The sequence below is a fragment of the Enterobacter sp. AN-K1 genome, from assembly GCF_020971765.1.
GTDB lineage: Bacteria > Pseudomonadota > Gammaproteobacteria > Enterobacterales > Enterobacteriaceae > Enterobacter > Enterobacter hormaechei_C.
On record NZ_CP087390.1, the window covers coordinates 1,680,741 to 1,706,242 of the forward strand.

Annotated in this window: 24 protein-coding genes; 15 read left to right on the forward strand and 9 right to left on the reverse strand. The window is 55.1% G+C overall.

Features of this window, described 5'->3' with window-relative positions; genetic code table 11:
- The first annotated feature begins 3 nt into the window (after positions 1-3).
- From kdsC to npr, 9 genes are all read left to right on the forward strand, one after another.
- Entirely contained in the window at positions 4-570 is a 567-nt protein-coding gene (gene kdsC, locus LOC22_RS08090) for a 3-deoxy-manno-octulosonate-8-phosphatase KdsC (protein ID WP_017693909.1), read from the forward strand.
- A complete protein-coding gene (gene lptC / locus LOC22_RS08095; protein ID WP_015571983.1) occupies positions 567-1,142 on the forward strand; it encodes an LPS export ABC transporter periplasmic protein LptC in 576 nt (191 codons plus the stop codon). The genes kdsC and lptC overlap by 4 nt, the downstream gene beginning before the upstream one ends.
- A complete protein-coding gene (gene lptA / locus LOC22_RS08100; protein WP_006812136.1) occupies positions 1,111-1,665 on the forward strand; it encodes a lipopolysaccharide ABC transporter substrate-binding protein LptA in 555 nt (184 codons plus the stop codon). The genes lptC and lptA overlap by 32 nt, the downstream gene beginning before the upstream one ends.
- A 6-nt stretch (positions 1,666-1,671) precedes the next feature.
- Positions 1,672-2,397, forward strand: coding sequence for an LPS export ABC transporter ATP-binding protein (lptB, locus tag LOC22_RS08105; RefSeq protein WP_023304493.1), 726 nt, complete (start codon positions 1,672-1,674; stop codon positions 2,395-2,397).
- Positions 2,398-2,444: 47 nt separating this feature from the next.
- Positions 2,445-3,878 carry an RNA polymerase factor sigma-54 gene (gene rpoN / locus LOC22_RS08110; protein ID WP_023295498.1) on the forward strand — a complete coding sequence of 478 codons (1,434 nt, stop codon included), beginning with the start codon at positions 2,445-2,447 and terminating at the stop codon, positions 3,876-3,878.
- Between the two features lie 22 nt (positions 3,879-3,900).
- On the forward strand, positions 3,901-4,188 hold the full coding sequence (gene hpf, locus LOC22_RS08115; RefSeq protein ID WP_003861866.1) for a ribosome hibernation promoting factor: 288 nt from the start codon (positions 3,901-3,903) through the stop codon (positions 4,186-4,188).
- Between the two features lie 82 nt (positions 4,189-4,270).
- A complete protein-coding gene (ptsN, locus tag LOC22_RS08120; RefSeq protein ID WP_003861869.1) occupies positions 4,271-4,762 on the forward strand; it encodes a PTS IIA-like nitrogen regulatory protein PtsN in 492 nt (163 codons plus the stop codon).
- Between the two features lie 45 nt (positions 4,763-4,807).
- Positions 4,808-5,662 carry an RNase adapter RapZ gene (gene rapZ / locus LOC22_RS08125; RefSeq protein WP_003861870.1) on the forward strand — a complete coding sequence of 285 codons (855 nt, stop codon included), beginning with the start codon at positions 4,808-4,810 and terminating at the stop codon, positions 5,660-5,662.
- Complete coding sequence (gene npr / locus LOC22_RS08130; protein WP_003861872.1) at positions 5,659-5,931, forward strand: PTS phosphocarrier protein NPr; 273 nt, start codon at positions 5,659-5,661, stop codon at positions 5,929-5,931. Before rapZ ends, npr begins: the two co-directional genes overlap by 4 nt.
- A gap of 39 nt (positions 5,932-5,970) precedes the next feature.
- On the opposite strand, the gene mtgA is transcribed toward npr, so the two are convergent.
- The 5 genes from mtgA to lptF all read right to left on the reverse strand — a co-directional run bounded on the left by mtgA (position 5,971) and on the right by lptF (position 12,232).
- Entirely contained in the window at positions 5,971-6,696 is a 726-nt protein-coding gene (gene mtgA / locus LOC22_RS08135; protein WP_015571986.1) for a monofunctional biosynthetic peptidoglycan transglycosylase, read from the reverse strand.
- Positions 6,693-7,346 (reverse strand): isoprenoid biosynthesis glyoxalase ElbB, encoded by a 654-nt coding sequence (elbB, locus tag LOC22_RS08140; protein ID WP_032655241.1) that lies wholly within the window; start codon positions 7,344-7,346, stop codon positions 6,693-6,695. The genes mtgA and elbB overlap by 4 nt, the downstream gene beginning before the upstream one ends.
- Positions 7,347-7,578: 232 nt before the next feature.
- A complete protein-coding gene (arcB, locus tag LOC22_RS08145) occupies positions 7,579-9,912 on the reverse strand; it encodes an aerobic respiration two-component sensor histidine kinase ArcB (protein ID WP_017382727.1) in 2,334 nt (777 codons plus the stop codon).
- A gap of 137 nt (positions 9,913-10,049) precedes the next feature.
- Positions 10,050-11,132, reverse strand: a complete 1,083-nt coding sequence (gene lptG / locus LOC22_RS08150) for an LPS export ABC transporter permease LptG (protein WP_001147540.1) — start codon at positions 11,130-11,132, stop codon at positions 10,050-10,052.
- The gene (gene lptF / locus LOC22_RS08155; protein WP_032669096.1) at positions 11,132-12,232 is read right to left on the reverse strand and encodes an LPS export ABC transporter permease LptF; all 1,101 of its coding nucleotides are present in this window, start codon (positions 12,230-12,232) and stop codon (positions 11,132-11,134) included. The genes lptG and lptF overlap by 1 nt, the downstream gene beginning before the upstream one ends.
- A gap of 265 nt (positions 12,233-12,497) precedes the next feature.
- On the opposite strand from lptF, the gene pepA reads away from it, so the two are divergent.
- From pepA to LOC22_RS08170, 3 genes are all read left to right on the forward strand, one after another.
- Positions 12,498-14,009, forward strand: coding sequence for a leucyl aminopeptidase (gene pepA, locus LOC22_RS08160; RefSeq protein WP_003861882.1), 1,512 nt, complete (start codon positions 12,498-12,500; stop codon positions 14,007-14,009).
- A gap of 117 nt (positions 14,010-14,126) precedes the next feature.
- On the forward strand, positions 14,127-14,570 hold the full coding sequence (gene holC / locus LOC22_RS08165) for a DNA polymerase III subunit chi (protein WP_003861884.1): 444 nt from the start codon (positions 14,127-14,129) through the stop codon (positions 14,568-14,570).
- A complete protein-coding gene (locus LOC22_RS08170; protein WP_017382726.1) occupies positions 14,570-17,425 on the forward strand; it encodes a valine--tRNA ligase in 2,856 nt (951 codons plus the stop codon). Before holC ends, LOC22_RS08170 begins: the two co-directional genes overlap by 1 nt.
- Before the next feature lie 39 nt (positions 17,426-17,464).
- Here the strand turns inward: LOC22_RS08170 and LOC22_RS08175 are convergent, their stop codons facing one another.
- Both LOC22_RS08175 and LOC22_RS08180 read right to left on the reverse strand, forming a co-directional pair.
- A complete protein-coding gene (locus LOC22_RS08175; RefSeq protein WP_045141583.1) occupies positions 17,465-17,989 on the reverse strand; it encodes a DUF943 family protein in 525 nt (174 codons plus the stop codon).
- The gene (locus LOC22_RS08180; RefSeq protein ID WP_230239482.1) at positions 17,989-18,843 is read right to left on the reverse strand and encodes a DUF3289 family protein; all 855 of its coding nucleotides are present in this window, start codon (positions 18,841-18,843) and stop codon (positions 17,989-17,991) included. The genes LOC22_RS08175 and LOC22_RS08180 overlap by 1 nt, the downstream gene beginning before the upstream one ends.
- Before the next feature lie 204 nt (positions 18,844-19,047).
- Between LOC22_RS08180 and LOC22_RS08185 the strand changes: the two genes are divergently transcribed.
- Complete coding sequence (locus LOC22_RS08185; protein WP_045141585.1) at positions 19,048-19,548, forward strand: GNAT family N-acetyltransferase; 501 nt, start codon at positions 19,048-19,050, stop codon at positions 19,546-19,548.
- A gap of 83 nt (positions 19,549-19,631) precedes the next feature.
- On the forward strand, positions 19,632-20,651 hold the full coding sequence (gene ahr / locus LOC22_RS08190) for an NADPH-dependent aldehyde reductase Ahr (RefSeq protein ID WP_015571992.1): 1,020 nt from the start codon (positions 19,632-19,634) through the stop codon (positions 20,649-20,651).
- Positions 20,652-20,743: 92 nt separating this feature from the next.
- Here ahr and LOC22_RS08195 read toward each other — a convergent pair whose 3' ends face one another.
- Entirely contained in the window at positions 20,744-22,390 is a 1,647-nt protein-coding gene (locus LOC22_RS08195; RefSeq protein ID WP_032655246.1) for a dihydroxyacetone kinase subunit DhaK, read from the reverse strand.
- A gap of 137 nt (positions 22,391-22,527) precedes the next feature.
- Here LOC22_RS08195 and LOC22_RS08200 point away from each other — a divergent pair, with 137 nt between their 5' ends.
- A complete protein-coding gene (locus tag LOC22_RS08200; protein WP_230239483.1) occupies positions 22,528-24,030 on the forward strand; it encodes a helicase HerA-like C-terminal domain-containing protein in 1,503 nt (500 codons plus the stop codon).
- Here the strand turns inward: LOC22_RS08200 and LOC22_RS08205 are convergent.
- Positions 24,010-24,951 carry a TIGR01212 family radical SAM protein gene (locus tag LOC22_RS08205; RefSeq protein ID WP_096152317.1) on the reverse strand — a complete coding sequence of 314 codons (942 nt, stop codon included), beginning with the start codon at positions 24,949-24,951 and terminating at the stop codon, positions 24,010-24,012. The genes LOC22_RS08200 and LOC22_RS08205 overlap by 21 nt on opposite strands.
- Between the last annotated feature and the right edge of the window lie 551 nt (positions 24,952-25,502).

The window sequence follows — 25,502 nt, forward strand, 5'->3', positions numbered from 1 at the left end:
ACAATGAGTAATGCGGGTGCATCCCTTGCAACCTGTTATGGCCCGGTGAGCGCCCACATGATGGCAAAGGCGGAAAATATCCGCCTGCTGATCCTCGATGTGGATGGTGTGCTCTCCGACGGTCTGATTTATATGGGCAATAACGGCGAAGAGCTGAAAGCCTTTAACGTTCGCGACGGTTACGGTATCCGCTGTGCGCTCACGTCCGGAATTGAAGTTGCAATCATCACCGGGCGGAAAGCTAAACTGGTAGAAGATCGGTGTGAAACGCTGGGCATTACCCATCTCTATCAGGGGCAGTCTGATAAGATGGTAGCTTTCCGGGATCTGCTGGGAAAACTGGCCATTGCACCAGAGAATGTGGCATACGTCGGGGATGATTTGATCGACTGGCCAGTGATGGCGGAGGTGGGTCTGAGCATCGCCGTGGCTGACGCGCACCCGCTGCTGATCCCGCGTGCTGATTACGTTACCCATATTCACGGTGGCCGCGGCGCCGTCCGTGAAGTCTGCGATCTGCTTCTGCTGTCGCAGGGCAAGCTTGATGAGGCGAAAGGGCAATCGATATGAGTAAAACCAGACGTTGGGTTATCATTCTGCTTGCGCTTGTCGCCCTGGTACTGATTGGCGTCAACCTCGCTGACCGCGATGATACGCAAGCGGAAGTGGTTAACACGAGCGACCCGACCTACAAAAGCGATCACAGCGACACCGTGGTCTATAGCCCGGAAGGCGCGCTGAACTATCGCCTCGTTGCTCAGCATGTAGAATATTTTTCAGATGACGGTACCTCGTGGTTTACCCAACCGGTCATGACCACCTTTGATACGGACAAAGTGCCGACGTGGTCTATCAAGTCTGACCGGGCAAAACTGACAAATGACCGTATGCTTTACCTGTATGGTCACGTTGAAGTCAACGCCCTGACCGCTGACGCGCAACTGCGAAAAATTACGACGGATAACGCCCAGATCAACCTGGTCACCCAGGATGTCACGTCGCAGGATCTAGTCACCCTGTATGGCACAACATTTAATTCCAGCGGTTTAAGAATGCGCGGGAACTTACGCAGCAAAAACGCCGAGCTGATTGAAAAGGTTAGAACCTCCTATGAAATTCAAAACAAACAAACTCAGCCTTAAAGTTGTTATCGCCAGCGCGCTGCTGGCGGCCAGTCTTCCCGCGCTTGCTGTGACTGGCGACACCGAACAGCCGATTCATATTGAATCCGATACCCAGTCTCTGGATATGCAGGGTAACGTCGTCACCTTTACCGGCAACGTCGTCATGACCCAGGGCACCATTAAAATCAACGCCGACAAAGTGGTCGTTACCCGTCCGGGCGGCGAGCAGGGCAAAGAGATTATCGATGGTTATGGCAACCCGGCCACCTTCTACCAGATGCAGGACAACGGCAAGCCGGTGAAAGGCCATGCCTCGCATATGCACTATGAACTGGCGAAGGATCTGGTCATCCTGACCGGTAATGCTTACCTGGAACAGCTGGACAGCAATATCAAAGGCGACAAGATCACCTATCTGGTGAAAGAGCAGAAAATGCAGGCCTCCAGTGAAAAAGGCAAACGCGTCACGACCGTGCTTGTGCCTTCGCAGTTGCAGGACAAGAACAACGGTCAGGCTCCGGCACAGAAAAAGAGTAACTAATTCGTTATGGCAACTTTAACTGCAAAAAACCTCGCGAAAGCGTATAAGGGCCGCCGCGTCGTCGAAGATGTCAGTCTGACCGTCAACTCCGGCGAAATCGTGGGTTTGCTTGGCCCTAACGGGGCGGGTAAAACCACGACCTTCTACATGGTGGTGGGCATCGTCCCGCGTGACGCCGGCAACATCATCATCGATGATGAAGATATCAGCCTGCTGCCGCTGCATGCCCGCGCGCGTCGTGGCATCGGCTATTTGCCGCAGGAAGCGTCTATTTTCCGCCGCTTAAGCGTGTTCGACAACCTGATGGCCGTGCTCCAGATCCGTGACGATCTGACCAGCGAGCAGCGCTCTGACCGTGCGAACGAGCTGATGGAAGAGTTTCATATCGAACATCTGCGTGACAGCCTCGGCCAGGCGCTGTCCGGTGGTGAACGCCGCCGCGTTGAGATTGCGCGCGCGCTGGCAGCAAACCCAAAATTCATCCTGCTGGATGAACCGTTTGCGGGCGTTGACCCCATCTCCGTTATCGATATCAAACGTATCATTGAGCACCTGCGCGACAGCGGGCTTGGCGTACTGATCACGGACCACAACGTTCGTGAAACGCTGGCCGTGTGTGAGCGCGCCTACATAGTGAGCCAGGGCCATCTGATTGCCCACGGTACGCCGCAGCAAATCCTCGAAGATGAGCATGTTAAGCGCGTGTACCTTGGGGAAGACTTCAGACTCTGATAGGGTAGAGGTTAAGTCACGCCGAACCGGAGAAAAACGCTCTGAACATGAAGCAAGGTTTGCAATTACGGCTCAGCCAGCAACTGGCCATGACGCCGCAGCTACAGCAGGCAATCCGTCTGTTGCAGCTGTCCACGTTAGAACTCCAGCAGGAGCTCCAGCAGGCGCTGGACAGCAATCCGCTGCTGGAGCAAACCGATCTTCATGACGAGGTAGACGCCCAGCAGACGCAGGACACAGAAACGCTCGACTCCGTAGATGCGCTTGAACAGAAAGAGATGCCGGACGAACTGCCGCTGGATGCCAGCTGGGACGAAATCTACACCGCGGGTACCCCTTCCGGGACACGTGCAGACTACCAGGACGATGAACTCCCGGTCTACCAGGGCGAAACCACCCAGTCGCTTCAGGACTACCTGATGTGGCAGGTAGAGCTGACCCCTTTCTCCGATACCGATCGCGCCATTGCCACCTCGATTGTCGATGCCGTTGACGACACGGGCTATTTGACCGTGACGCTGGACGAGATTCTGGAAAGCATCGGCAATGACGAGATTGAACTGGAAGAGATTGAAGCCGTCCTGAAACGCGTTCAGCGCTTCGACCCGATTGGCGTCGCCGCGAAAGATCTGCGCGACTGCCTTCTGATCCAACTTTCGCAGTTTGCCAAAGAGACACCGTGGATTGACGAAGCCCGGCTCATCATCAGCGATCATCTGGATCTGCTGGCGAATCATGACTTCCGCACCCTGATGCGCGTCACGCGCCTGAAAGAAGAGGTGCTGAAGGAAGCGGTGAATCTGATCCAGTCGCTCGATCCGCGTCCGGGGCAGTCGATCCAGACCAGTGAACCGGAATATGTCATCCCCGATGTGCTGGTGAGAAAACACAATGGCCGCTGGGTCGTTGAACTGAATGCCGACAGCATTCCTCGCCTGCAAATCAACCAGCAATACGCCTCCATGTGCACCAGCGCACGTAATGACGCTGATAATCAATACATTCGCAGCAACCTTCAGGAAGCACGCTGGTTGATCAAGAGCCTGGAGAGCCGTAATGACACGCTGCTGCGCGTCAGCCGCTGTATTGTCGAACAGCAGCAGGCGTTCTTTGAGCAGGGCGAAGAGTTTATGAAACCGATGGTGCTGGCAGACATCGCCCAGGCCGTCGAGATGCATGAATCAACCATTTCCCGCGTGACCACGCAGAAATATCTGCACAGCCCACGCGGTATTTTTGAGCTTAAGTATTTCTTCTCCAGCCACGTGAACACCGAAGGCGGCGGCGAGGCCTCGTCAACGGCTATTCGCGCACTGGTGAAGAAGTTGATCGCCGCGGAGAACCCCGCGAAGCCACTCAGTGACAGTAAGTTAACCACCATGCTGTCCGATCAGGGTATTATGGTGGCACGTCGTACTGTCGCGAAGTATCGAGAGTCTTTATCCATTCCGCCGTCTAACCAGCGTAAACAACTGGTTTGACACAACCGATAAGGAAGACACTATGCAGCTCAATATCACCGGACATAACGTCGAGATTACTGAGGCTTTACGCGATTTTGTAAACACTAAGTTTGCGAAACTCGAGCAGTATTTCGAGAGGATCAACCAGGTCTATGTTGTGTTGAAAGTGGAGAAAGTGACGCATATCTCGGATGCGACCCTGCACGTCAACGGAGGGGAACTCCATGCCAGTGCGGAAGGGCAAGACATGTACGCGGCTATCGACGGCTTGATTGATAAGCTTGCGAGACAGCTCAATAAACATAAAGATAAACTGAAACAACACTAATTGTCCGGGCAGTTAACGGGTGCAGGACGGCCTGTTGTGAAACACAACAGGCCATTTGTACAGTTAGCGCTTAGGTGAAATTATGATAAACAACGATTCCGCTCTTCAACTGAGCAATGTCCTTAACCAGGATTGTACCCGCAGTGGCGTTCACTGCCAGAGCAAAAAACGTGCGCTGGAAATCATCAGTGAGCTGGCCGCAAAACAGCTGGGTCTGCCGCCGCAGATCGTGTTTGAAGCCATTCTGACCCGTGAAAAAATGGGCAGTACCGGCATCGGCAATGGCATTGCGATCCCGCATGGCAAGCTGGAAGAAGATACGCTGCGTGCCGTGGGGGTGTTTGTGCAACTGGAAACGCCTATCGCTTTTGACGCCATCGATAACCAGCCTGTGGATCTGCTTTTCGCGCTGCTGGTTCCTGCCGATCAGACCAAAACCCACCTGCACACGCTGTCGCTGGTTGCCAAACGTCTGGCGGATAAAACCATTTGTCGTCGACTGCGCTCAGCCCAAAGTGATGAAGAGCTTTATCAAATTATCACTGAAGCAGAAGGCAATCAGGATGAGGCATAATCGGGAAAGGGCCTTCAGAACGGCTGCCCTGAGGAGAAACGGAACATGGTGCTGATGATCGTCAGCGGTCGTTCGGGGTCCGGGAAGTCCGTGGCCCTGCGCGCGCTGGAAGACATGGGATTTTACTGTGTAGATAACCTGCCGGTAGTGTTGTTACCCGATCTGGCGCGGACGCTGGCGGACAGGCAAATCTCTGCCGCCGTCAGTATCGACGTGCGTAACATGCCGGAATCGCCGGAAATCTTCGAGCAGGCAATGAACAGCCTGCCGGAATGCTTCTCGCCTCAGCTCTTGTTCCTGGACGCTGACCGCAACACGCTGATCCGTCGCTACAGCGATACACGTCGTTTGCATCCGCTCTCCAGTAAAAATCTTTCGCTGGAAAGCGCCATCGATAAAGAGAGCGATCTGCTTGAGCCGCTGCGTTCCCGGGCCGACCTGATTGTCGACACCTCCGAAATGTCCGTCCACGAGCTGGCGGAAATGCTGCGTACGCGCTTACTCGGCAAGCGCGAGCGCGAACTGACGATGGTGTTTGAATCCTTCGGCTTTAAGCACGGCATACCTATCGATGCGGATTACGTTTTTGATGTGCGTTTCCTGCCGAACCCACACTGGGATCCGAAACTGCGTCCGATGACCGGTCTGGATAAGCCGGTGGCGGCGTTCCTCGACAGACACACAGAAGTACACAATTTTATCTACCAGACGCGAAGCTACCTTGAGCTATGGTTACCTATGCTGGAAACAAACAATCGCAGCTACCTGACGGTGGCGATTGGCTGTACCGGCGGTAAACATCGTTCGGTCTACATTGCCGAACAGCTGGCCGATTACTTCCGCTCACGCGGGAAGAACGTTCAGTCCCGCCATCGCACGCTGGAAAAACGCAAAACATGACCGTAAAACAGACCGTCGAAATCACCAACAAGCTGGGCATGCATGCGCGCCCGGCGATGAAGCTGTTTGAACTGATGCAGGGTTTTGATGCTGAGGTGCTGCTGCGCAACGACGAGGGAACCGAGGCAGAAGCCAACAGCGTGATTGCGCTACTGATGCTGGATTCTGCCAAAGGCCGTCAGATTGAAGTTGAAGCCACCGGCCCGCAGGAAGAAGAAGCGCTGGCGGCAGTGATTGCCCTGTTCAACGCCGGGTTTGACGAAGACTAACGTTCGCCATGTCGGCGGGTAGCGCTGCGCTTACCCGCCCTACCTAAGATTATTTCGCTCCATAAACCCTTCCCCACCCAGCTGACGCATCTGGCGCATAATCCACGCCTGGCGGCTTCGCACGTAGCCTGACGGGGCGCTGGCCTTAAAACGCAGCGGGTTCGGCAGCACGGCGGCAAGCAGTGCCGCTTCGGACATAGTCAGCCTGCTGGCGGGCTTGCCAAAATAGCGCTGCGATGCCGCTTCGACACCAAATACGCCGTCACCAAATTCCGCGATATTCAGGTAGACGGTTAAAATGCGTTTTTTGCTCCACACCGTCTCGACCCCCAGCGTCAGCCCGGCCTCCAGCCCTTTTCTCACCCAGCTGCGACCGTCCCATAAGAACAGGTTTTTTACCGTCTGCTGAGAAAGCGTTGACGCGCCGCGGACGCGGTTTTCATGACGTTCATTATGATCCAGCGCCTTCTCGATAGCCGCCACGTCAAAACCCCAGTGCTCCGGGAATTTCTGATCTTCTGCCGCAATGACCGCCAGCCCCATCCACGGGGAGATGGCATCCATGCTGACCCAGTCAGAATGGGCAACATAGCCAAAATCCCCAGAGAGCCAGGCGCTAATCTGCCGCTCTGCCATCACGGCCGAGAACGGGACGGGCAGGATGCTGAACAGCGCAATACCGCCGCCCCAGAACACAGCCAGGACCAGCACAATACGCAGCAGGATCCGTTTTAACCACCCGCCGGGGGAGAATTTACGACTCATTCGGTCAGGACCAGCACTCTGTCCACCAGCTTTTCAATGCCTGCGGCAGCCTCGGCGATGTTCTGCGCCAGCATATACGCTGGCGTGGTGATGATCTTGTTGTCCTCGTCCACCACAATGTCGTCTACCGGACATGGCACGTGTTCACCGCCCATATCCTCGACAATCTCAGCGGTATCAATGTCGGTTCCGATCGTGAGCCGCAGCGGGAAATCAAAAATTTTCGGCAGCATGGCCGGCGCAATGCAGATAAAGCCCTGCGGCTTACCTGCCGCATGCATCGCCAGCGATAGCGCTTTCAAATCGGGATCGACATGACACGCCGTGCCTTCCGTTGCAAACGTGCTCAGGTTTTTCGCCGCGCCAAAACCGCCCGGCACGATGAGCGCATCAAGTTCAGCGGCATCGGCCTGTGCCAGCGGGTGAATATCGCCGCGCACAATACGCGCCGCTTCAATCAGCACGTTACGGCTTTCCGCCATTGGCTCGCCGTTAAGATGATTAATCACATCTGCCTGGGTTTTATCCGGGGCGAAGCAGATAACATCTGCTCCCTGGCGCGATAATGCCAGCAGCGTTAATACGGTTTCATGTATCTCTGAACCATCGTAAACACCACATCCGCTCAGCACGACACCAATCTTTTTCATTCTGACGATCCTTCTATGCAACTCGCTGAAGCACATTAAAAATTCTGATTAAAACGCTATGCTTCACACATTTCACTGATTCATGTAACAAACTGTTTAAGATTTGCTATCTTATCTGCGTGCGGCCTCAATTTTCAGGCGGCGTCCATGCGAAAACAACCCATAAAAATCAGGCGCAGCCACGATTTCCCTGGTGTTGGCGCAGTATTCGCGCACCCCGGTATAGCCGGGGTCATTTTTTTCTGGCGTCCACCCAGGCTTTCAGCACTGCCACATCGTTTTGCCACTCTTGTTTCATCTCTTCGACCCAATCACCTACGTTATCTTCCCAGGCAGGTAAATCAGGAGACTGAATCTGTTGGCCCAGCTGCTGGAGATGGCGTAACCCGACAGATCCTGCCGCGCCTTTGATTTTATGTCCCTCTTCGACGATGCCCTTCTGGTCACGCGCCGTCAGGTTGGATTCGAGCACGTTCAGATAGCCCGGCATCATTTTTTCGAACACGGCGAGGCCATCGGTGATCAGTTTTGGTCCCACCAGATCGATATACTGCTCCAGCATGGCGGTATCCAGTATCGTTTGGGCTTTAGCGCTATCAACAGACGTCATGGTGCTCTCCTCTTCATCACAGGTATCCCAGAACTTCTTGATCATCGCCGTCAGGGCGGGTACCGCCAGCGGCTTGCTGAGCACATCGTCCATACCGGCCTCGAGATACTCTTTTTTATCTTTCAACACGTTTGCGGTCAACGCCACCAGCGGCGGCAGCTCGTCAGGAGCATATTTGCGCGTCAGCTCGCGGGAGATATCCAGCCCGGTCATGTCCGGTAGCTGAATATCGAGCAGCACCAGGTCATACTCGCCCGGCGTGAACATCTCCAGCGCGGCTTTGCCGGTCATCGCCACATCCACGCTGTTACCGAGTTTTTCCAGTACCGACCGGGCGACAATGACGTTCAGCTCAATATCTTCCACCAGCAGGACGTGCAGGGCTGGCAGCGGCATATCGTCGTTCTCAAACGTATCTTCCACCTCTTCCGCCACGGCAGGCGCGTGGACGGTAAGCGTAAAGGTGGAGCCTTTACCCGGCTGGCTGGCAACGGTGATATCCCCGCCCATACTTTTCGCCAGACGTTTCGACACCGCCAGTCCAATGCCCGTACCGGTCGCCGGTTTACCGCCGTGGCTGTCTTTAACCTGATAATACATGGCGAAGATCTTATCCTGCTCCTCCTGAGGAATGCCGATACCCGAGTCCTCAACTTCAAAGTGCAGCATGTCGCCTTCGTCATAGCGAATGCGCACCGCAACCTGCCCCTTCTGGGTAAACTTCACGGCGTTGCTGATGAGGTTCCACAGGATCTGCCGCAGACGTGTGCCGTCCGTCACCACTTTATGCGGCAACGGCAGCGTTGGCTCCATCACAAAGCTCAACCCTTTTTGCTGAGCCTGTAAACCTGACAGGTTTTCCAGGTCCGCGAGGAAACCGGTAAAATCAACCGGCTGGTTGTCGAGCTGAACTTTACGGCGCTCCATCTTATCCATGTCGATAATATCATTGAAGATATTACCCAGCGTGACCGCCGAGACGTGGATCGTTTTCAGGTATTTTTCCTGCTCGCTGGTCAGCTCGGTATCCAGCAGAATGCGGCTCAGCCCCACAATGCCATTCAGCGGGGTGCGCAGTTCATGGCTGATGGTGGAGATGAAGGTTGTTTTATCCCGGCTGGCGCGCTCCAGCGCATCCTGATAGCGCTTACGCTCGGTGATATCGCGGCCAAAGCCCATCAGACCATGACGTTTCCCCACCCGGTCGTAATAAGGCACTTTGCGGATCTCAAAGCAGGCTTTGCGCCCGTCAGGATAGTCCAGCCACTGCTCATAGGTCAGCGAAACGTTATGGCGGAAGACCTTTTCATCCGTCTCCATCACTTTTGCTGCCGCCTCTTCGGAATAGACATCCTGAGGTTTCAGGTGGATCAGCTGCTTTTCGCTTTTCCCGGTCAACAGTTCCATGGCCCGGTTACAGCCGGAGAACTCTTTATCTTCATTACGGTAGAACACCAGATCCGGCGACGCATCGAGGAACGAGCGCAGGAAAGAGGATTGCTGTTCAAGCTGGATCTGCGTCACTTCACGCTCTTTCATCTCAACTTTTAGCTGCTCAAGCGTGGTCTGACGCTCGGCTTCCGCCTTCTCACGGTCTGAAATTTCCTGATTCAGCTGGGCAATGTTGTCCTTGAGCTGGACGTTGAGTTTGAGATCGCGCTCGCGCATCTCTTCCAGCTTATCCACCAGTTTCGATAAACGCTGTCGGGACTCTTCCAGTTGCTCAACCACCACGGAGAGAAAATAGACCGCCCATGGGGTAATCAGCAGGCCAAAGAAAATAGAGCGGATCACGTCGATGCTCTCGACCTGACCATGCAGAACCATGGTCACGGCCATTTGCACGACGATGGCCAGAACGACCAGCGCCAGCGCCAGCAGCATGGAAAAACGCACCAGCCCGAGCTTCATCATCAGGTCGACGTAGTACTGGGCCAGCATTCGAATTTGCTTCATAGAGGATCCCTTCACGACTTTATCGCTCAATAATACTCAAATTCACGGCGAGGCGTTGAAGGTTGTGAGAAAAAGTGCGGGGTGAAACAGGAGATTAGCCTCGCCCCCGGGCAACCGGGAGCGAGGAAGAAGGTTTATCAGGAGCGTTTTAGCAGCATCCAGAGGCTGATCAGGAAGAAACTGGCGCTCGGCAACAGTGCGCCGATAATTGGCGGAATGCCATACACCAGCGTCAGCGGACCGAAAATCTGATCGAGGACGTAGAACACAAAACCAAAGCTGATACCGGTTACCACGCGAACCCCCATCGGCACGCTACGCAGCGGTCCAAAGATGAACGATAGCGCCATCAGCATCATCACGGCCACGGACAGCGGCTGGAAGATTTTGCTCCACATGTTGAGCTGGTAACGCCCCGCATCCTGTCCGCTCGATTTCAGATACTTCACGTAATTATGCAGACCGCTGATGGAGAGCGCATCGGGATCGAGCGCTACCACCCCAAGCTTGTCCGGCGTCAGGTTGGTTTTCCAGGTACCGCTAACGGTCTGCGAACCGGTGATCTGTTTCGGGTTCGTCAGGTCAGATTCATCAACCTGGGATAACCGCCAAAGCTTGTTGTTCGCATCAAATTTAGCGGAGGCGGCATAACGCACCGACTGTAAACGACGATCGTTATTGAAGGCATAGATACTCACGCCGCCCAGTTCATCGTCCCCTTTCACGCGTTCGATATAGACAAAGTTCTGACCATCTTTCGCCCATAACCCCTGCTGCGTGGAGAGCAGTGAACCGCCGTACATAGCCTGAGCACGGTAGTTACGCGCCATCTGTTCGCCCTGCGGCGCGACCCATTCGCCAATCGCCATGGTCAACAGCACCAGCGGGATCGCGGTTTTCATCACCGACAGCGCAACCTGCATACGGGTAAAACCCGATGCCTGCATCACCACCAGCTCGCTACGCTGAGCCAGCATCCCCAGGCCCAGCAGCGCACCGAGCAGGGCCGCCATCGGGAAGAAGATCTGCACATCTTTTGGTACGCTGAGCAGGGTGTACATCCCGGCGCCCAACGCGTCGTAACTCCCCTGCCCGGCTTTTTTCAGCTGGTCGACAAATTTGATAATGCCCGAGAGCGACACCAGCATGAACAGGGTCATCATGATGGTGGTGAAAATCGTTTTACCGATATAGCGGTCAAGTACGCCAAACGCCTGCATTAGATGGCTCCTTTACGCGTAAACCGGGCACGAAGACGACGCACAGGCACCGTGTCCCACAAGTTGAGTCCGACTGCCAGCAGCAGATACAAACCATTCACGACCCAGGTCCAGAGCATCGGGTCAATTTTTCCTTTCCCGCCGTTAGACTTGATTGAGGTTTGCAGCAGGAAGAACACCAGATACAGCAGCATCGCTGGCAGCATCGACAGCACGCGGCCCTGACGCGGGTTTACCACGCTCAGCGGAACCACCATCAGCGCCATCATAAATACGGTGAAGACCAGCGTGATACGCCAGTGCAGTTCAGCACGCGCACGATCGGTATCGGTATTCATTAAGGTGCGCATATCCATCTGCTCAGTATCCGTGGGATCGAGCGCGACGGCCTGATGGCCAATGATGGCCTGGTAGTTCTGAAAATCGGTAATACGGAAGTCGCGCAGCATAGCCGTGCCTTCGAAACGCGTTCCTTTGTTCAGCGTGACAACCTGAGAGCCGTCTTTACGCTGAGACAGCTGACCGGAGTCCGCCACCACCACAGAAGGCCGAGCGTTACCTTTCGGGCGCAGTTGAGCAAGAAACACGTCATTGAAGCGGTTGCCATCGACGCTTTCGATAAACAGCACGGAGTTACCGTCGGTCGCCTGCTGGAACTGCCCCTGCGCCAGCGCCGCCAGCCCCGGGTTAGCTTTTGCTTCCGCCAGCACCTCATCCTGATGACGAGAGGAGGTCGGCCCCGCCCACATGACGTTAACCGCGGCAACAATGCCCGTAAACAGCGCCAGCACCATGGCTGCTTTTACCAGTACGGCTTTACTGAGGCCGCAGGCATGCATCACGGTGATTTCACTTTCGGTATAGAGCTTACCCAGGGTCATCAGCAGACCAAGGAACAGGCTTAACGGCAGGATAAGCTGCGCCATTTCCGGCACGCCAAGCCCGAGCAGGGAAAGCACCAGATTCGTTGGGATTTCGCCATCAACCGCCGCGCCGAGGATCCTGACCAGCTTCTGACAGAAAAAGATCAGAAGGAGGATAAAGAGGATCGCCAGTTGGCTCTTCAGCGTCTCCCGAACCAGATATCTTATGATTATCACTTTAAATACGCCCGTTAAAACTCGTCTTATGCAGGAATTTAGCTTGTTTCATGGCTTAAACGTCATTTATTCTCTTGAGTCGTCGAAATCATCGCTAAGATTAAAAAACCCGGCGGATTCGCGCTTCATGACATTTATTGACGTGTCGAAACCGTAGTAACGTAAGATTAACACGAAGTCACCACAACGGCGGACATGAGTTACGAAAGGTTTCAATTCTATCCGTAGCCGCCGCCGTTGTCTTTAAGATTCAGGAGCGTAGTGCATGGAGTTCAGTGTAAAAAGCGGTAGCCCGGAGAAACAGCGGAGTGCCTGCATCGTTGTGGGCGTCTTTGAACCACGCCGACTCTCCCCGATCGCCGAGCAACTCGATAAAATCAGCGACGGCTATATCAGCGCCCTGCTGCGCCGTGGCGAACTGGAAGGCAAACCAGGGCAGACCCTGTTGCTGCACCATGTTCCGAACGTCCTGTCCGAGCGTATTCTGCTGATTGGCTGTGGTAAAGAACGTGAGCTTGATGAGCGCCAGTACAAGCAGGTTATTCAGAAAACCATTAATACACTGAATGATACTGGTTCGATGGAAGCCGTCTGCTTCCTGACGGAGCTGCACGTTAAGGGCCGCAACACGTACTGGAAAGTGCGTCAGGCCGTCGAAACCGCAAAAGAGAGCCTCTACAGCTTTGATCAGCTGAAGACCACCAAAAGCGAGCCGCGTCGCCCGCTGCGTAAAATGGTCTTTAACGTGCCAACCCGTCGCGAGCTGACCAGCGGCGAGCGCGCCATTCAGCACGGTCTGGCCATTGCCGCCGGTATTAAAGCGGCAAAAGATCTTGGCAATATGCCGCCAAACATCTGTAACGCCGCGTACCTGGCGTCTCAGGCGCGCCAGCTGGCTGACGCGTACAGCAAGAACGTCATCACCCGCGTTATCGGCGAACAGCAGATGAAAGAGCTGGGGATGCACTCTTATCTGGCGGTCGGTAACGGTTCCCAGAACGAATCCCTGATGTCGGTCATTGAGTACAAGGGCAATCCGTCAGAAGATGCGCGACCCATCGTGCTCGTCGGTAAAGGGCTGACCTTCGACTCCGGCGGTATCTCCATCAAGCCTTCAGAAGGCATGGATGAGATGAAGTACGACATGTGCGGCGCGGCGGCGGTTTACGGCGTCATGCGCATGGTCGCGGAACTTCAGTTGCCCATCAACGTGATCGGCGTGCTGGCGGGCTGCGAAAACATGCCTGGCGGCCGCGCTTATCGTCCGGGTGATGTGCTGACCACCATGTCCGGCCAGACCGTTGAGGTGCTGAACACCGACGCCGAAGGCCGTCTGGTGCTGTGCGACGTGCTGACTTACGTTGAGCGTTTCGAACCTGAAGCGGTTATCGACGTGGCTACCCTGACCGGCGCCTGCGTGATCGCGCTGGGCCATCACATCACTGGCCTGATGTCGAACCACAACCCGCTGGCGCATGAGCTGATCGGCGCGTCCGAGCAGGCCGGCGACCGCGCGTGGCGTCTGCCGCTGGGGGACGAGTTCCAGGAACAGCTGGAGTCTAACTTCGCAGACATGGCGAACATCGGCGGTCGTCCTGGCGGAGCAATTACCGCGGGCTGCTTCCTGGCGCGCTTTACCCGCAAGTACAACTGGGCGCACCTGGACATCGCGGGGACCGCATGGCGCTCCGGTAAAGCCAAAGGCGCGACCGGACGTCCGGTGGCGCTGCTGTCGCAGTTCCTGCTCAATCGTGCGGGTTTTAACGGCGACGAGTGATGTAAAACGCCGGGTGGCGGCTACGCCTTACCCGGCCTACACGCCACTCAACCGTAGGCCGGGTAAGCGAAGCGCCACCCGGCTTTGCATTTAAATCCACGACAAGAAGCCCCATATATGAAGAATGCAACGTTCTACCTTCTGGACAATGACACCCATCAGGATGGCCTCAGCGCCGTTGAACAGCTGGTGTGTGAAATTGCCGCAGAACGTTGGCGCGCAGGTAAACGCGTCCTGATTGCCTGTGAAGATGAGCAGCAGGCGATTCGCCTGGATGAAGCGCTATGGGCGCGCCCGCCGGAGAGTTTTGTTCCGCATAACCTGTCGGGCGAAGGTCCACGCGGCGGGGCACCGGTGGAGATTGCCTGGCCGCAAAAACGCAACAGCAGCGCGCGCGATATTCTCATTAGCCTGCGGACAGACTTTGCAGATTTTGCCACCGCTTTCACAGAAGTGGTAGACTTTGTCCCTTACGAAGAATCCTTGAAACAACTGGCGCGCGAACGCTACAAAGCGTACCGCCTGGCCGGTTTTAACCTGAATACGGCAACCTGGAAATAATGGAAAAGACATATAACCCACGCGATATCGAACAGCCGCTTTACGAGCACTGGGAACAGCAGGGCTATTTCAAGCCTAACGGCGACGAAAGCAAAGAGTCCTTCTGCATCATGATCCCGCCGCCGAACGTCACCGGCAGTTTGCATATGGGGCATGCTTTCCAGCAGACCATCATGGATACCATGATCCGCTACCAGCGCATGCAGGGCAAAAATACCCTGTGGCAGGCGGGGACTGACCACGCGGGTATCGCGACCCAGATGGTGGTTGAGCGTAAAATTGCCGCTGAAGAGGGTAAAACCCGCCACGACTACGGTCGCGACGCGTTCATCGACAAAATCTGGCAGTGGAAGGCAGAATCCGGCGGCACCATTACCCGTCAGATGCGCCGTCTCGGCAACTCCGTAGACTGGGAGCGCGAGCGCTTCACCATGGATGAAGGCCTGTCCAACGCCGTGAAAGAAGTCTTTGTGCGCCTGTACAAAGAAGACCTGATTTATCGTGGCAAGCGCCTGGTCAACTGGGACCCGAAACTGCGCACCGCCATCTCTGACCTGGAAGTGGAAAACCGCGAGTCTAAAGGCTCCATGTGGCACATCCGCTATCCGCTGGCCGACGGCGCAAAAACCGCCGACGGTAAAGATTACCTGGTGGTGGCGACCACCCGTCCGGAAACCCTGCTGGGCGATACCGGCGTGGCCGTTAACCCGGAAGATCCGCGTTATAAAGATCTGATCGGCAAATTCGTGGTACTGCCGCTGGTGAACCGCCGTATTCCGATTGTGGGCGACGAACACGCCGACATGGAAAAAGGCACCGGCTGCGTGAAAATCACCCCGGCGCATGACTTCAACGACTATGAAGTCGGTCGTCGTCATCAACTTCCGATGATCAACATTCTGACCTTCGACGGCGATATCCGCGAAAGCGCAGAAGTGTATGACACCAAAGGCAACGAATCCGACGTTTATTCCAGCGACATCCCGGCTGAGTTCCAGAAGCTGGAGCGCTTTGCCGCGCGTAAAGCCATCGTAGCCGCCGTTGACGCACTCGGCCTGCTGGAAGAGATTAAACCTCACGATCTGACCGTGCCGTACGGCGACCGTGGCGGCGTGGTTATCGAGCCAATGCTGACCGACCAGTGGTACGTGCGTGCCGACGTGCTGGCGAAACCGGCTGTGGAAGCGGTTGAGAACGGCAGCATTCAGTTCGTGCCGAAGCAGTACGAAAACATGTACTTCTCCTGGATGCGCGATATTCAGGACTGGTGTATTTCCCGTCAGCTGTGGTGGGGTCACCGTATCCCGGCATGGTACGACAACGAAGGCAATGTCTACGTTGGCCGCACCGAAGAGGAAGTGCGTCAGGAAAACAACCTGGGCGCGGATGTTGCCCTGCGCCAGGACGAAGACGTGCTGGATACCTGGTTCTCCTCCGCGCTGTGGACCTTCTCCACCCTCGGCTGGCCGGAAAACACCGACGCGCTGCGTCAGTTCCACCCAACCAGCGTGATGGTCTCCGGCTTCGACATCATCTTCTTCTGGATTGCCCGCATGATCATGATGACCATGCACTTCATCAAAGACGAAGACGGCAAGCCGCAGGTTCCGTTCCATACCGTCTACATGACCGGCCTGATCCGCGACGACGAAGGCCAGAAGATGTCCAAATCCAAGGGTAACGTTATCGACCCGCTGGATATGGTGGACGGTATCTCTCTGGAAGAGCTGCTGGAAAAACGTACCGGCAACATGATGCAGCCGCAGCTGGCAGAGAAAATCCGCAAGCGTACCGAGAAGCAGTTCCCGAACGGGATCGAATCTCACGGTACCGACGCCCTGCGCTTCACCCTGGCGGCGCTGGCCTCCACCGGTCGTGACATCAACTGGGATATGAAGCGTCTGGAAGGTTACCGTAACTTCTGTAACAAGCTGTGGAACGCCAGCCGCTTCGTGCTGATGAACACCGAAGATCAGGATTGCGGCTTTAACGGCGGCGAAATGACCCTGTCTCTGGCAGACCGCTGGATCCTGGCGGAATTTAACCAGACGGTGAAAGCATTCCGCGACGCGCTGGACAGCTACCGCTTCGACATCGCGGCAGGCATCCTGTACGAATTCACCTGGAACCAGTTCTGCGACTGGTACCTGGAGCTGGCGAAGCCGGTCATGAACGGCGGTTCTGAAGCGGAACTGCGCGGCACGCGTAATACGCTGATTACCGTTCTGGAAGGTCTGCTGCGCCTTGCGCACCCGATCATTCCGTTCATCACCGAAACCATCTGGCAGCGCGTGAAGGTGATTGCCGGTATTAATGCCGATACCATCATGCTCCAGCCGTTCCCGGCATTCGACGCCGCGAAAGTGGATGAAGCCGCGTCTGCGGATACCGAGTGGCTGAAGCAGGCGATCGTTGCGGTACGTAACATCCGCGCGGAAATGAACATCGCTCCGGGTAAACCACTGGAGCTGCTGCTGCGCGGTTGCAGCGAAGCTGCCGTTCGTCGCGTCACCGAGAACAACACCTTCCTGAAAACCATGGCGCGTCTGGAAAGCATCACCGTGCTGCCTGCCGATGACAAAGGTCCGGTTTCCGTGACCAAAATCATCGACGGCGCGGAGCTGCTGATCCCGATGGCGGGCCTGATCGACAAAGATGCGGAGCTGGCGCGTCTGGCGAAAGAAGTGGCGAAAGTCGACGTGGAAATTGGCAAAATCGAAAGCAAACTGGCGAACGAGGGCTTTGTGGCCCGCGCGCCGGAAGCGGTCATCGCCAAAGAGCGTGAGCGTCTGGTTGCCTTCGCCGATGCGAAGACCAAACTGATCGAGCAGCAGGCGGTTATTGCGGCGCTGTAATATCATGAAAACACCGGAGACTCTCTCCGGTGTTTTCTTTTATAACGCATTTTTTATTCGCACCAACTTCCCGTCCGGCATGGTTATCCAGTAATACTCACTCTTACTGAAGGAGAATTTTTCATAGTAACCTTGCTCATAATCCACGCTCATAAGCATATTTTTCTCAACACAATGTTTTTCTGTTTCCTTTATCGGAGGCAGGCAATACATATCGCCATCCCCTGAGCTTGCAAAATCAGTAAAGCCATCACCGATATCCCAAAAGGTAATGTTATAGCCATCGGATGATGGTATGTGATAAAGGTTTTTCAGTTCTTCTTTATGATCCAGATACCAATGAATACGTCCCCACTCCGTTAAAGCCAGATGGTCTACCAGGATTCCATAGGCCTCAAATTTTCTGTCTTTGCTGGCAAACTCCTTGAGGACAAATCCGGGATCATACTCAGCATGGCTACCGGCGCGGATGATAGTCACTGGTCGTTGAGTCCAGAGTAAATAGCAGGTTATCAACAGCACCAGGCTAAGAAAAGCCGCTTTACGTTTCCGATGATTCAGCATCAAACGCCACCGTTTATATGAATATAAGCTCTAAAATTTGTCATGAAGGGTTTAAATGCATAATCGCGATGTCGTTGCAAAAAAAACCAAAGGCGGAAGAAGCGAAAGTTCTTATAGAAGTCATTTGTAATATCTTCCGTCCCAAGACCAAAATGATCCTGTCCGGTAAATAACAGCACCCCCTCCCAGGATACAGCATTGCGATGGAAACTTTCCAGGCTGACCTTCTGGGCATAAATATCATGTACGCTTATTCCCAACCCATTAAACCTATCGATGAAACGGTTAAATTTTGGCAGCCTGACGTTTCTAGTGATGTGTCCGCTTAAAGCCGTAAGAAAATTAAAATCAATCCCTATCTGCTGTTTCAGATAGAAACGTTCATTTATCTCCGTCTGAATGCAATGCAACAAATGATTTGTTTCTGTACCTCTAATCACTTCTGCATATGCTCTACTCAGACGCTCACTGTGCCATGATCCTCCATTACCGTAATGAAAATGATTAATCAACTCACCTATAAGCGGGGCGTATGGCCCGTGAGCAAATTGTGTCGAGAGTTCTATCATCTCATCAAACATAATCTCAGCGCAGCGCTGACGGCTAAGTGACACACCCTGCGGTTTCCGTAGGCCGAAGTCCGCCACCCGAGGACTATAGAAATTATTCGCATTGAATTGCAAACACCTGAACGGGTCTACCCGCGCAGAAATGTCCTCAAGTCCTAATAACTGGAAATCCCTATCGACTAAATCTCCACACTGCATATCATCTACATAATAGTTTTCAAAACGGTGGAACGTGGAAAAAACTTCACACGGCAAAGACATTGATAAAAGCGTATCTATATTCATAATTCATCATCCTGATAAATAATAACAGCGCACTTCACAACAACAGAAAATAATATAACTTTGAAAAAGAGAACATGAGCGAAATGGTATAAACACCATGTGGATGATGAAAATTCTTCCCTGTCATTATCTCTGCCTTGCATGATTGTAAAGAGGGTGGTATCAAATATCACTATGATGAATTTTTATTGATTGAGTAACAAAATGAGCTCCACGCAGTCCCTCCCTACACTCCGCCGGATATCCGCCAGCGACAACCCGGCTATCGCCGCCGTTATCCGCACGGTTTCTGCCGAATATGGCCTGACCGCCGACAAAGGCTACACCGTGGCCGACCCAAATCTGGACGAACTTTTTCAGCTGTACAGCCAGCCGGGTCATGCCTACTGGGTCATCGAGCAGGACGGCCAGGTCGTGGGCGGCGGCGGCATTGCCCCACTGCTTTGCAGCGAGCCGGATATCTGTGAACTCCAGAAAATGTATTTCCTGCCAACGATACGCGGACAAGGCCTGGCGAAAAAGCTGGCGCTGGTCGCCCTGGAACATGCACGCTCACAGGGCTTTAAACGTTGCTACCTTGAAACCACCGCTTTCCTTAAAGAGGCCATTGGCCTGTATGAACATCTCGGCTTTGAGCATATCGATGCGCCACTGGGCTGCACGGGCCACGTGGACTGCGAAGTCAGGATGCTGAAAAATCTGTAAGTTTTGTTCCTGCCGTCTTCTGTTAAGCGTCTGTAAACTGAATGCTCTACACTCACAGTTCACACCAAAACAGGGGAAATGCGATGTCGAAGATAAAAAGCTACGCCGCACCGCAGGCGGGTGCAGAACTTGAGCTGTACGAGTACGATGCGGGCGAACTAAAAGCGGAAGACGTCGAAGTACAGGTTGATTACTGCGGGATCTGCCACTCAGATCTCTCGATGATCGACAATGAATGGGGCTTCTCCAGCTATCCGCTGGTGGCCGGGCACGAAGTCATTGGCCGCGTCGTGGCGCTCGGCAGCGCCGCGCAGGACAAAGGGCTGAAAGTGGGCCAGCGCGTGGGTATCGGCTGGACGGCACGCAGCTGCGGCCACTGCGACGCCTGTATCAGCGGCAATCAGATCAACTGCCTTGAGGGCGCAACGCCGACCATCCTGAACAAGGGCGGTTTCGCCGATAAGCTGCGCGCCGACTGGCAATGGGTTATCCCGCTGCCGGATAGCATTGATATTGAATCCGCAGGTCCGCTGCTGTGTGGCGGTATCACCGTCTTTAAACCGCTGCTGATGCATCACGTCACCGCCACCAGCCGCGTGGGCGTGATCGGGATTGGCGGTCTGGGCCATATCGCCATCAAGCTGCTGCACGCGATGGGCTGTGAAGTGACGGCGTTCAGCTCTAACCCGGCGAAAGAGCAGGAAGTGCTGGCGATGGGTGCGGATAAAGTGGTGAACAGTCGCGATCCCCAGGCGCTCACCGCTCTGGCAGGCCAGTTTGACCTGATCATTAACACCGTGAACGTCGATCTCGACTGGCAGCCGTACTTTGAAGCCCTGGCCTACGGCGGTAACTTCCACACCGTGGGTGCGGTGATGAAGCCGCTGCCGGTTCCGGCGTTTACCCTGATCGGCGGCGATCGCAGCATATCCGGCTCTGCTACCGGCACACCATATGAGTTACGCAAGCTGATGAAGTTTGCCGGACGCACAAAAGTGGCACCCACCACCGAGCTGTACCCGATGTCAAAAATCAACGAAGCGATCCAGCACGTGCGCGACGGCAAAGCCCGCTACCGCGTGGTGTTGAAAGCGGATTTCTGATGTGAGATTGCCGGGGAATGTGCTCCCTGATGCCCTCACCCCAACCCTCTCCCACAGGGAGAGGGCGCAAACACTAAAAACGGTAACGGTTGTTACCGTTTTGCATCTACCATGGTCTTAAACACTTCCGCCACCGCGACCGCTCCCGGATCCATCACCCCGTCCAGATTCTCTTTATTCACGTACGACGAGCGTCCCGCGCCGGCTTTCGCCATTTTCGCCGTTGCTTCAGCCCCTTGCTGCGCGGCCTGCGCTGCCGCCTGAATATTGCCTTTCTGTAACGCCTCCAGCGCCGGTTGCAGGGCATCGATCAGCGTACGATCGCCGAGATCTGCACCGCCATACTGCTTCATCTGCGCCAGTCCGCTCAGCAATGCTTCAGGTAGCGGCTGTCCATCGTGAAGCTTTTGTCCTGCCGCAGTGAAGAAGATCGACATCAACACCCCACTCGATCCGCCCATCACCGTTGCCAGCCGCTCGCCAACCAGCAGGAGGAATGTCGGCACGTCGTTAAGGGGCAGGTTGTTCTCCTCAAGTCGCTGCGCAATATCCCGCGCCCCTTGCGCAAAGGTGGAGCCCGTATCGCCATCGCCTACTTTGGCATCCAGCGCGTTAAGGCGATTTTCCAGCTGGATCAATGTTTTCGTTACCGAGGCGACGGCCTCGCTCACCTGCGGATTGTCCGACGGGGTATATTCCACGCGATCATGAAGGGCGCTATGGGGGACGGTACGCAGGGGCGCGAACGCGACGGGCTTCTGCCAGCCCAGCGTCTCGACCTCGGCGTGAATCGCCTTCTCGAAGAAATCGTTGAGCTTTAACAGCGTTAGCGAAAAGCCTTTCATATCCAGCGCACTCACCAGCGGCGCCGGGCCAATCAGATACGCAATGTTCTCTTTCAACGCCGAATGCGCCAGCTCTTTGGTGAGCAGAGCCATCTCCAGCGCTGACACGCCGCCGAGGTTGTTGATCAGCACCGCAAAGCGCCCGTCACCCGCCTGGGCTTTTAGCGGCGTCACCAGCGTATCGATAATCGCCCTGCTGTTCTGCGTATCCACCACCGATGCCCCCGGCTCGCCGTGAATCCCCAGCCCCAGCTCCACGTGGCCTTGCCTGATGCGTCCTTCTTCATCATCGCTACCCGGCAGGTTACAGGTTTGCATCGCAACCCCCAGGCTCCAGAGGTTATCGCAGGCCTGTTGCGCAATATCCCGCACGTCGTTTAGCGATTTCCCCTGTTCTGCCGCATATCCCGCAATCTTATGCACCAGCGCCGTTCCCGCGATACCACGCGGCTGCTTGTTATCCGGTAGGGCGATATCATCCGCCACGATAACCATCTCGACCTTCAGGCCGTAGCGTTTGGCTTTTTCCGCCGCCAGGCCAAAGTTAAGCCGGTCACCGGTGTAGTTTTTCACAATCAGCAGGCAGCCACGATCGCCCGTCACCGCCACAATGGCATTGAGGACCGCATCGACGCTTGGGGAAGCGAACAGATCGCCACACACCGCTGCGGTAAGCATGCCTTTACCGACGAACCCGGCATGTGCCGGTTCATGGCCGGAGCCGCCACCGGAGATCACCGCCACGCGGCTTTTATCCCAGTCGCCGCGTGCCACCACGCGGATGGCCGGATCGATATCCAGTTTGACGAGATTACCGTGCGGCGCCGAGAGAAGTATGCCTTCAATGGCATCGTTGACAAGCTGTTTGCGGTCGTTAAAAAAGAATCTGGACATAGTTTCCCAAAATTTTGTTTACCGTATGCAAAAGCATAGTCCGCACTGGATAATGCGCCGCAAAGTGAGGAATTTACGCAGACATTTTGCCGTCAGGTTGCCTATACTCCACCCAGGACTACGAGAGGACGTGCATCATGAGTACACCATTGTTAATCGCCAGGACGCTGGAAAAAGAGCTGTTTTTACTGCCCGCGATGGCGAACCGTCATGGCCTGATCACCGGCGCGACCGGGACGGGAAAAACCGTCACCCTGCAAAAGCTGGCTGAGTCGTTGTCAGAGACTGGCGTGCCGGTTTTTATGGCTGACGTGAAGGGCGATTTAACCGGGGTGGCTCAGGAAGGTGCAGCGTCAGAAAAACTCCTCGAGCGCCTGAAAAATATCGGCATCACCGACTGGACGCCGCACGGTAATCCGGTGGTGGCCTGGGATATCTTCGGCGAAAAAGGCCATCCGGTGCGCGCCACCGTCTCCGACCTCGGCCCGCTGCTGCTGGCCCGTCTGCTTAACCTCAACGACGTGCAGTCCGGGGTACTGAACATTATCTTCCGTATCGCCGACGATCAGGGGCTACTGCTGCTCGACTTCAAAGATCTGCGCGCCATCACCCAGTACATTGGCGATAACGCCAAATCCTTCCAGAATCAGTACGGCAATATCAGCAGCGCCTCGGTGGGCGCCATTCAGCGCGGGCTCCTGACGCTGGAGCAACAGGGTGCCGAACACTTCTTCGGCGAGCCAATGCTGGATATCAAAGACTGGATGCGTACCGACAGCAGCGGCAAAGGCATCATCAACATTCTGAGCGCAGAGAAGCTCTACCAGATGCCGAAGCTTTACGCCGCCAGCCTGCTGTGGATGCTCTCTGAACTGTACGAACAACTGCCGGAAGCAGGCGATCTGGAAAAACCCAAACTGGTGTTCTTCTTTGACGAAGCGCACCTGTTGTTTAACGACGCGCCGCAGGTGCTGCTGGATAAAATTGAACAGGTTATCCGCCTGATCCGCTCCAAAGGTGTCGGGGTCTGGTTTGTGTCGCAAAACCCGTCGGATATTCCGGACAACGTACTGGGGCAGCTGGGTAACCGCGTGCAGCACGCCCTGCGCGCCTTTACGCCGAAAGATCAGAGAGCGGTCAAAGCCGCGGCGCAAACCATGCGTGCCAATCCGGCCTTTGATACCGAAACCGCCATTCAGGCGCTGGGTACCGGTGAAGCGCTGATTTCGTTCCTCGATGCAAAAGGCAGCCCGACAGTTGTCGAGCGTGCGATGGTGATTGCGCCCTGCTCGCGCATGGGGCCGGTAACGGACGATGAACGCAACGCCCTGATTAATCACTCCCCGGTGTACGGGAAGTATGAAGACGAGGTGGATCGCGAATCCGCGTTCGAGATGCTGCAAAAAGGGGTGCAGGCGACTGCCGAATCGCAGGATGCCCCTGCCGCAAAAGGGCAATCTGTTGCCGTGGACGACGGCATTCTCGGCGGGCTGAAAGATATTCTGTTCGGCAGCACCGGGCCACGCGGCGGCAAACGCGATGGCGTGGTTCAGACCATGGCAAAAAGTGCGACGCGTCAGATTACCAACCAGATAGTACGCGGCATGCTGGGAAGTCTGCTAGGCGGCCGTCGCCGGTAGCGGGGGAACCCACGGGCGGCCAAGCGCCGACCCCTGTACGCCGTTCTCCTGTAGATAGCGGTCGATTTCCAGCATCCCCGTCCAGCGGTTCTCACACCAGAGCGGTGCCAGAAGCGTTGGGCGGCGGGCGCTGGCCGAGATGCGGTGGTAAACAATCTCCGGAGGCGTGTGGCGAATCATCTCCCCCGCCGTCACCGTATAGTCGTCGAGTTCGATACCACTTAACCGCCCCGCTTCCCAGGCTTTCGCCATTATGCTGCCCTTCACGATATGCAGCGGATGCAGCTTAATGCCATCCACGCCGGTCTCGACGACTTTTTCCAGCGTTTCCAGCCCGTGCTGCTGCCCTTCTCCTGGCAAGCCGACAATCAGATGCGAGCAGACTTTTAATCCACGCTCACGGGCGAGACGCGTGGTGCGCTGGTAGCAGGCGAAATCATGCCCGCGATTGATACGGTGCAGGGTTTTGTCATGCGCGGTCTGCAAGCCCAGCTCCAGCCAGATCTCGTAGCCCTTCTCTTTGTACTCACTAAGTAAATCCAGCACGGCCTCCGGCACGCAGTCCGGACGCGTCCCCACGCACAGCCCGACAATGTTCGCTTGAGCAACCGCCTGCTGATACATCGAGCGCAGCACCTGCACCTCAGCCCACGTGCTGGTGTAGGCCTGGAAATAGGCCAGATACTGCTTCGCGCGATTCACCAGACTCGCCTGATGGGCGAGCTGTTCAGCGATAGATTTATGCTGCTGGGCCTCGTCAGCAAACGAGGCCACGTTACAGAAAGTGCAGCCACCACGCCCGATGGTGCCATCGCGATTCGGGCAGCTAAAGCCGCCGTGCAGCGTCAGTTTGTGAACCTTTTGCCCATAGCGCTGCAAAAGATCCCCACCAAACATATTGACTAATTTCTGTAACTGCATAATCTGATAGACCGTCCCGAAGAAAGGGGACAAGCCTGCCATTTTTAGCCTCTGTCGGCGATGACCTGGATCAATCGCCCTGGACGGCCTTTATCTGTTTGAATAAATAATCACGATTACCGAGATTTCATTCACCCTGTACGTAATTACTTTTCCTTATGTTCTGATGGTTTTTTTCATTTATAGCGCCAGGACTGAAAAACAGTGATTTTATGCGGGTTTGAATGCAAAACCAGATTAATATTCTGCTATAAATCTGCATTTCAGCACGCTGCATCGATAATACCGCTTTCATATAGTGAGTCAGATCACACTCCCCTGCACCTCCCCGGTGCTTTAAGTGGTTGTAAAAATAGTTAAATACATATTAAAAACAAAAAGATAACTACGCTTTAGCACATTTTTGTATAAATAAGATTGCCATTTGACCTGTGTACCAATTCCCGATAAGTTGGAAATCCGCTGGAAGCTTTCTGGATGAGCGGCCTGCTCATCATATTTATGCAGTAATTGAGATTCCCTCTGAAGCAAGTCCTCAAACTTGTTTACCT